This is a genomic window from Shinella fusca (genome assembly GCF_014203155.1).
GTDB classification, from domain to species: domain Bacteria; phylum Pseudomonadota; class Alphaproteobacteria; order Rhizobiales; family Rhizobiaceae; genus Shinella; species Shinella fusca.
Genome location: NZ_JACHIK010000003.1, coordinates 461,188 through 468,012, shown reverse-complemented (window position 1 = coordinate 468,012; position 6,825 = coordinate 461,188). Strand labels below are relative to the sequence as shown.

The following is a 6,825-nucleotide window of genomic DNA, read 5'->3' as shown; positions in this document are numbered from 1 at the left end:
CTCGTCGAGCTTGAAGTGCGCGAACTGCTGTCGTCCTACGAATTCCCGGGCGACGACATTCCGATCGTCAAGGGCTCGGCTCTGGCCGCTCTGGAAGATTCCAACAAGGAAATCGGCGAAGACGCGATCCGCGCGCTGATGGCCGCCGTCGACGACTATATCCCGACGCCGGAACGCCCGATCGACCAGCCCTTCCTGATGCCGATCGAAGACGTGTTCTCGATCTCGGGCCGCGGCACGGTCGTCACGGGTCGCGTCGAGCGCGGCATCGTCAAGGTCGGTGAGGAAATCGAGATCGTCGGCATCCGTCCGACGACGAAGACGACCTGCACGGGCGTCGAGATGTTCCGCAAGCTGCTCGACCAGGGCCAGGCCGGCGACAACATCGGTGCGCTGCTGCGCGGTGTGAACCGTGACGGCGTCGAGCGCGGCCAGATCCTGTGCAAGCCGGGTTCGGTCAAGCCGCACAAGAAGTTCAAGGCCGAAGCCTACATCCTGACGAAGGAAGAAGGCGGCCGTCATACGCCGTTCTTCACGAACTACCGTCCGCAGTTCTACTTCCGCACGACGGACGTGACGGGCATCGTGACGCTTCCGGAAGGCACGGAAATGGTGATGCCGGGCGACAACGTGACGGTTGACGTCGAGCTGATCGTTCCGATCGCGATGGAAGAAAAGCTGCGCTTCGCCATCCGCGAAGGCGGCCGCACCGTCGGCGCCGGCATCGTCGCTTCGATCGTCGAGTAAGGCTTTCAGGCCACAAGGCCGCTGAAATAGGAAGGGCAGGGGTCAACCCTGCCCCTCCGGTCTTTGATAATTTAGCGGACTGGCCTTTCGGCATTGTGTTTTCGTGTGCGTTCCGTTATGGAACCGCCAGAATCAAAAAACGCGCTTTCCCAAGAGAATCGCGCGGATAACGAACTAAGGAAAAGTCGTATGAACGGCCAGAACATCCGCATCCGCCTCAAGGCGTTTGACCACCGGATCCTCGATGCCTCCACGCGTGAAATCGTGTCGACGGCCAAGCGCACCGGCGCAAGCGTCCGCGGTCCCGTTCCGCTCCCGACCCGTATTGAAAAGTTCACCGTCAACCGTTCGCCCCACGTGGACAAGAAGAGCCGTGAACAGTTCGAGATGCGCACCCACAAGCGCCTGCTCGACATCGTAGATCCGACGCCGCAGACGGTCGATGCTCTCATGAAGCTCGACCTTGCGGCCGGTGTGGACGTAGAGATCAAGCTCTAAGTCCTGGCGCAAGCCGAATAACAAGGAAGGTACGTGGCTTTAGGCCGACGTCTTCTGAAAACGGGAAACCCGACGGCCTTTCGGCCCGAGCGGAATCCTTAAACCAAGAGGCATGACGGGACGTCACGATCCCGCCAGGACTTCTAAGAGGATTGAACCATGCGTTCAGGTGTGATTGCACAGAAAGTAGGGATGACTCGCGTCTATAACGACGCCGGTGAGCACATCCCGGTAACAGTACTGCGACTGGACAACGTCCAGGTCGTTGCCCAGCGCACGCAGGAGAAGAACGGCTACACGGCCGTCCAGCTCGGCGCCGGCTCTTCCAAGGTGAAGAACACGGCAAAGGCGCTGCGCGGCCAGTTCGCCGCCGCAAGCGTCGAGCCGAAGGCCAAGCTCGTCGAATTCCGCGTGTCGGAAGACAACCTCATCGAGATCGGCGCGGAACTGACCGCCAGCCATTTCGTCGCAGGCCAGCTCGTCGACGTCACCGGCACCACGATCGGTAAGGGCTTTGCCGGTGCCATGAAGCGCCACAACTTCGGCGGCCTTCGTGCAACGCACGGCGTTTCCGTTTCGCACCGTTCGCACGGTTCGACGGGTAACAACCAGGACCCGGGCAAGGTCTGGAAGGGCAAGCGCATGGCCGGCCACATGGGCCAGACGCGCGTCACCACCCAGAACCTCGAAGTCGTCTCCACGGACGAAGAGCGCGGTCTCATCCTCGTCAAGGGCGCAGTCCCGGGCTCCAAGGGCGCCTGGATCGTCGTTCGCGACGCCGTCAAGTCCGGCACCCCGTCCGACGCTCCGCGTCCGGCCGCCGTGCGCGCCGCAGCCAAGTAAGGGAACCTGATCATGGATCTCAAAGTCACGACCCTCGAGGGGAAGGACGCCGGCAAGGTCTCCCTCTCCGACGCGATCTTCGGCCTCGAGCCGCGCGAAGACATCATTGCCCGCGTCGTCCGCTGGCAGCTCGCCAAGAAGCAGCAGGGCACGCATCAGTCGCTGACCCGCGGTGAAGTCTCCCGCACCGGCGCCAAGATGTACAAGCAGAAGGGTACGGGCCGCGCCCGCCACCATTCGGCTCGCGCTCCGCAGTTCCGCGGCGGTGCCAAGGCTCACGGCCCGGTCTCCCGCGACCACGGCCACGACCTGCCCAAGCAGGTTCGCGCGCTCGGCCTGCGTCACGCCCTCTCGGCCAAGATCAAGGCTGACGACGTCATCATCGTCGACGACCTCGTCGCCAAGGAAGCAAAGACGAAGGCTCTGGCCGGCGCATTCGCTTCGCTCGGCCTCACCAACGCGCTCTTCATCGGCGGCGCAGAACTTGACGGCAACTTCAAGCTCGCAGCACGCAACATCCCGAACGTGGATGTTCTGCCGATCCAGGGCATCAATGTTTACGATATCCTGCGCCGCGGCAAGCTCGTGCTCTCCAAGGCTGCTGTAGAAGCCCTCGAGGAGCGGTTCAAATGACGGATCTTCGCCACTACGATGTGATCGTATCTCCTTCGATCACCGAAAAGTCGACGCTGGTATCCGAAAACAACCAGGTCGTCTTCAACGTTGCCAAGCGCGCTTCCAAGCCTGAGATCAAGGCTGCCGTAGAAGCTCTCTTCGGCGTCAAGGTCACGGCTGTGAACACGCTCGTCCGCAAGGGCAAGGTAAAGCGTTTCCGCGGCTTCTCCGGCCGGCAGGGAGATGTCAAGAAGGCTATCGTCACGCTTGCTGACGGTCAGTCCATCGACGTCTCCACCGGGCTCTAATCGGGCAGTCGGCTAAAAGGGAAACAGAAAAATGGCATTGAAACACTTCAATCCGACCACCCCGAGCCAGCGTCAGCTGGTCATCGTCGACCGGTCGGGCCTTTACAAGGGCAAGCCCGTAAAGGCTCTGACCGAGGGTCTCTCCAAGAGCGGCGGCCGTAACAACCTCGGCCGCATCACCGCCCGCTTCATCGGCGGCGGTCACAAGCGCACCTACCGTCTCGTCGACTTCAAGCGTCGCAAGTTCGATATCGAAGGTACGGTCGAGCGTCTGGAATACGACCCGAACCGCACGGCGTTCATCGCTCTGGTGAACTATGCCGACGGCGAACAGGCCTATATCCTCGCTCCGCAGCGCCTTGCTGCCGGCGACAAGGTCATCGCTTCGGACAAGGCCGTCGACGTCAAGCCCGGCAACACCATGCCGCTGCAGTACATCCCGGTCGGCTCGATCGTTCACAACGTCGAGATGAAGCCGGGCAAGGGCGGCCAGATCGCCCGCTCCGCCGGCACCTTCGTCCAGCTCGTCGGCCGCGACCAGGGCATGGCGATCCTTCGCCTGAACTCGGGCGAGCAGCGCCTGGTTCACGCGTCCTGCCTCGCAACGGTCGGCGCCGTGTCCAACCCGGACCACGGCAACACCAACGACGGCAAGGCCGGTCGCACCCGCTGGCGCGGCAAGACCCCGCACAACCGCGGCGTCGTCATGAACCCGGTCGACCATCCGCACGGCGGTGGTGAAGGCCGCACCTCGGGCGGCCGTCATCCGGTATCCCCGTGGGGCAAGCCGACCAAGGGCAAGCGCACCCGTTCGAACAAGTCCACGGACAAGTTCATCATGCGCTCGCGCCACTTGAAGAAGAAGTAAGAGAGGTAGTCAGGAATGGCTCGTTCAGTATGGAAAGGCCCGTTTGTTGACGGCTATCTTCTCAAGAAGGCTGAGAAGGTTCGTGAAGGCGGTCGCAGCGAAGTAATCAAGATCTGGAGCCGTCGCTCCACGATCCTGCCGCAGTTCGTAGGTCTCACCTTCGGCGTCTACAACGGCAGCAAGCACATCCCGGTGGCCGTCAACGAAGACATGGTCGGCCACAAGTTTGGTGAATTCGCTCCCACCCGGACCTACTACGGTCACGGTGCGGACAAGAAGGCGAAGAGGAAGTAACGATGGGTAAGGCTAAAGCCGAACGCCGGCTGAAGGATAACGAGGCGCAGGCTGTTGCGCGCACGATCCGCGTCAGCCCCCAGAAGCTCAACCTGCTTGCTGCGCTCATCCGCGGCAAGAAGGTCGACCGCGCTCTCGCCGAGCTTGAATTCTCGCGCAAGCGTAGCGCCGAGACCGTCAAGAAGACGCTTGAATCCGCGATCGCCAACGCAGAAAACAACCACGACCTCGACGTCGACAGCCTCGTCGTCGCTGAGGCCTATGTCGGCAAGTCGATCGTCATGAAGCGTTTCCACGCCCGTGGCCGCGGCCGTGCATCGCGGATCGAGAAGCCCTTCTCGCATCTGACGATCGTCGTCCGTGAAGTCGAAGCCAAAGGGGAGGCCGCATAATGGGCCAGAAGATTAATCCGATCGGTTTCCGCCTCGGCATCAACCGTACCTGGGACAGCCGTTGGTTCGCCGACAATGCCGAATACGGCAAGCTGCTCCATGAAGACCTGAAGATCCGCAAGTTCGTCATGGACGAGCTGAAGCAGGCCGGTATCGCCAAGGTCGTCATCGAGCGTCCGCACAAGAAGTGCCGCGTCACGATCCACTCGGCTCGCCCGGGTCTGATCATCGGCAAGAAGGGCGCGGACATCGAGAAGCTCCGCAAGAAGCTTTCCGAGATGACCAATTCGGAAACGCACCTCAACATCGTCGAAGTGCGCAAGCCCGAAGTCGACGCAACGCTCGTTGCCCAGTCGATCGCCCAGCAGCTCGAACGCCGCGTGGCCTTCCGCCGTGCGATGAAGCGCGCTGTCCAGTCGGCCATGCGTCTTGGCGCCGAAGGCATCAAGATCACCTGCGCCGGCCGTCTCGGCGGTGCGGAAATCGCCCGTACGGAATGGTACCGTGAAGGTCGCGTTCCGCTTCACACGCTGCGCGCGGATATCGACTACGGTACGGCCGAAGCCGAAACCGCGTTCGGCATCTGCGGCATCAAGGTCTGGATCTTCAAGGGCGAAATCCTTGAGCACGATCCGATGGCCTCTGAGCGTCGCGCCAGCGAAAGTGACAGCCAGGGTCCCGCCAGCCGTGAACGCGGCGACCGCGGCGACCGTCGTCGTGAAAACGCGTAACAGTCGCGTTTGGCAGCCAATATCGGAGAAGTAAAAAAATGTTGCAGCCAAAGCGTACCAAGTACCGCAAGCAGTTCAAGGGCCGCATCAAGGGCGTCGCCAAGGGCGGCTCCGAGCTCGCCTTCGGCGAGTTCGGCTTGAAGGCTCAGGAACCGAACCGCGTGAACGCTCGCGAGATCGAAGCGGCCCGCCGCGCGATCACCCGTTACATGAAGCGTGCCGGCCGTGTGTGGATCCGCGTGTTCCCCGACGTCCCGGTCACCGCCAAGCCCACGGAAGTCCGTATGGGTAAGGGGAAGGGTTCGGTCGAATACTGGGCGGCCAAGGTCAAGCCCGGTCGTATGATGTTCGAGATCGACGGTGTCTCCGAGGAGATCGCCCGCGAGGCGCTTCGTCTCGGCTCGGCCAAGCTCTCGGTCAAGACGCGCTTCGTACAGCGCATTGCAGAGTAAGGAGCGAGCGCCATGAAAGCCGCAGACGTCAAGGCGCTGAGCGCCGACCAGCTCAACGAGGAGCTTGCCAAGCTGAAGAAGGAGCAGTTCAACCTGCGCTTCCAGAAGGCCACCGGCCAGCTCGAGAAGACCTCGCGCATCAACGAAGTCCGCAAGGACATCGCGCGCGTCAAGACCATTGCCCGCCAGAAGGCGGCAGAAGCCAAGGCCTAAGGACCAAAAAATATGCCGAAACGCATTCTGCAGGGCACTGTTGTCAGCGACAAGAACGACAAGACCGTTGTCGTGCGCGTCGAACGCCGTTTTGCCCATCCCCTGCTTCAGAAGACCGTTCGCCGGTCGAAGAAGTACAAGGCGCATGACGAAGCCAACCAGTACAAGGTCGGCGACGTCGTTTCCATCCAGGAATGCGCCCCGATCTCCAAGGACAAGCGCTGGACCGTCGTCTCGGCCCAGGCTTAAATCATCGGATTTCGCGCCGGGCTCTTGCTTCCGGCGCGAAAATCTGTATGAAGCAGCGCAAGGACGCTCGGAATCGCGAGCGTTCTTTTGCTTTGAGCGCACGGAAGGTCCATCGGCTCGCCGAAGTGGAAACCACCTTGGCAACACACCATCCCGCGCGAAAACATGAATTTCCATAAGCTGGAACAGGGGGCTAACACCCAACCGGTCCGGTAAAACAAGAAGGCGACCTGACATGATTCAGATGCAGACTAACCTCGACGTCGCGGATAATTCCGGCGCACGTCGTGTCATGTGCATCAAGGTGCTGGGCGGCTCCAAGCGCAAGTACGCTTCGGTCGGCGACATTATCGTCGTCTCGATCAAGGAAGCCATCCCGCGCGGCCGCGTGAAGAAGGGTGACGTGATGAAGGCGGTTGTCGTGCGCACCGCCAAGGACATCCGCCGCCCCGACGGCAGCGTCATTCGTTTCGACAGCAACGCCGCTGTCCTGATCGACAACAAGAAAGAGCCGATCGGCACCCGTATCTTCGGACCGGTTCCGCGCGAACTTCGCGCCAAGAACCACATGAAGATCATCTCGCTGGCTCCCGAAGTACTCTAAGGAGCGATGGC

General features: G+C 61.6%; 13 protein-coding genes. All 13 read left to right on the top strand.

From position 1 onward, the window contains the following. A partial coding sequence (locus HNQ66_RS06990) for an EF-Tu C-terminal domain-related protein (RefSeq protein WP_246434221.1) occupies positions 1–747 on the top strand: 747 nt, incomplete at its 5' end. Positions 748–936: 189 nt separating this feature from the next. Continuing rightward, entirely contained in the window at positions 937–1,245 is a 309-nt protein-coding gene (rpsJ, locus tag HNQ66_RS06985; RefSeq protein WP_003507767.1) for a 30S ribosomal protein S10, read from the top strand. Positions 1,246–1,404: 159 nt separating this feature from the next. Further along, the gene (gene rplC / locus HNQ66_RS06980; RefSeq protein WP_184142199.1) at positions 1,405–2,088 is read left to right on the top strand and encodes a 50S ribosomal protein L3; all 684 of its coding nucleotides are present in this window, start codon (positions 1,405–1,407) and stop codon (positions 2,086–2,088) included. Positions 2,089–2,100: 12 nt separating this feature from the next. Then, the gene (gene rplD / locus HNQ66_RS06975) at positions 2,101–2,721 is read left to right on the top strand and encodes a 50S ribosomal protein L4 (protein WP_184142197.1); all 621 of its coding nucleotides are present in this window, start codon (positions 2,101–2,103) and stop codon (positions 2,719–2,721) included. Next, positions 2,718–3,011: a 50S ribosomal protein L23 gene (locus HNQ66_RS06970; protein ID WP_184142195.1), complete on the top strand. Its 294-nt coding sequence runs from the start codon at positions 2,718–2,720 to the stop codon at positions 3,009–3,011. The genes rplD and HNQ66_RS06970 overlap by 4 nt, the downstream gene beginning before the upstream one ends. A gap of 31 nt (positions 3,012–3,042) precedes the next feature. Continuing rightward, positions 3,043–3,879, top strand: a complete 837-nt coding sequence (rplB, locus tag HNQ66_RS06965) for a 50S ribosomal protein L2 (protein WP_184142194.1) — start codon at positions 3,043–3,045, stop codon at positions 3,877–3,879. Between the two features lie 15 nt (positions 3,880–3,894). Continuing rightward, positions 3,895–4,173 (top strand): 30S ribosomal protein S19, encoded by a 279-nt coding sequence (gene rpsS / locus HNQ66_RS06960; RefSeq protein ID WP_023517272.1) that lies wholly within the window; start codon positions 3,895–3,897, stop codon positions 4,171–4,173. Between the two features lie 2 nt (positions 4,174–4,175). Beyond that, entirely contained in the window at positions 4,176–4,565 is a 390-nt protein-coding gene (rplV, locus tag HNQ66_RS06955; protein WP_134649049.1) for a 50S ribosomal protein L22, read from the top strand. Next, the gene (rpsC, locus tag HNQ66_RS06950; protein ID WP_184142191.1) at positions 4,565–5,296 is read left to right on the top strand and encodes a 30S ribosomal protein S3; all 732 of its coding nucleotides are present in this window, start codon (positions 4,565–4,567) and stop codon (positions 5,294–5,296) included. The genes rplV and rpsC overlap by 1 nt, the downstream gene beginning before the upstream one ends. Before the next feature lie 38 nt (positions 5,297–5,334). Continuing rightward, positions 5,335–5,748 (top strand): 50S ribosomal protein L16, encoded by a 414-nt coding sequence (gene rplP / locus HNQ66_RS06945; RefSeq protein ID WP_024270440.1) that lies wholly within the window; start codon positions 5,335–5,337, stop codon positions 5,746–5,748. Positions 5,749–5,760: 12 nt separating this feature from the next. Beyond that, on the top strand, positions 5,761–5,961 hold the full coding sequence (rpmC, locus tag HNQ66_RS06940; RefSeq protein WP_024270441.1) for a 50S ribosomal protein L29: 201 nt from the start codon (positions 5,761–5,763) through the stop codon (positions 5,959–5,961). Between the two features lie 12 nt (positions 5,962–5,973). Beyond that, complete coding sequence (gene rpsQ, locus HNQ66_RS06935; protein WP_184142189.1) at positions 5,974–6,210, top strand: 30S ribosomal protein S17; 237 nt, start codon at positions 5,974–5,976, stop codon at positions 6,208–6,210. A gap of 235 nt (positions 6,211–6,445) precedes the next feature. After that, complete coding sequence (gene rplN, locus HNQ66_RS06930; RefSeq protein ID WP_112684675.1) at positions 6,446–6,814, top strand: 50S ribosomal protein L14; 369 nt, start codon at positions 6,446–6,448, stop codon at positions 6,812–6,814. Positions 6,815–6,825 lie beyond the last annotated feature (11 nt).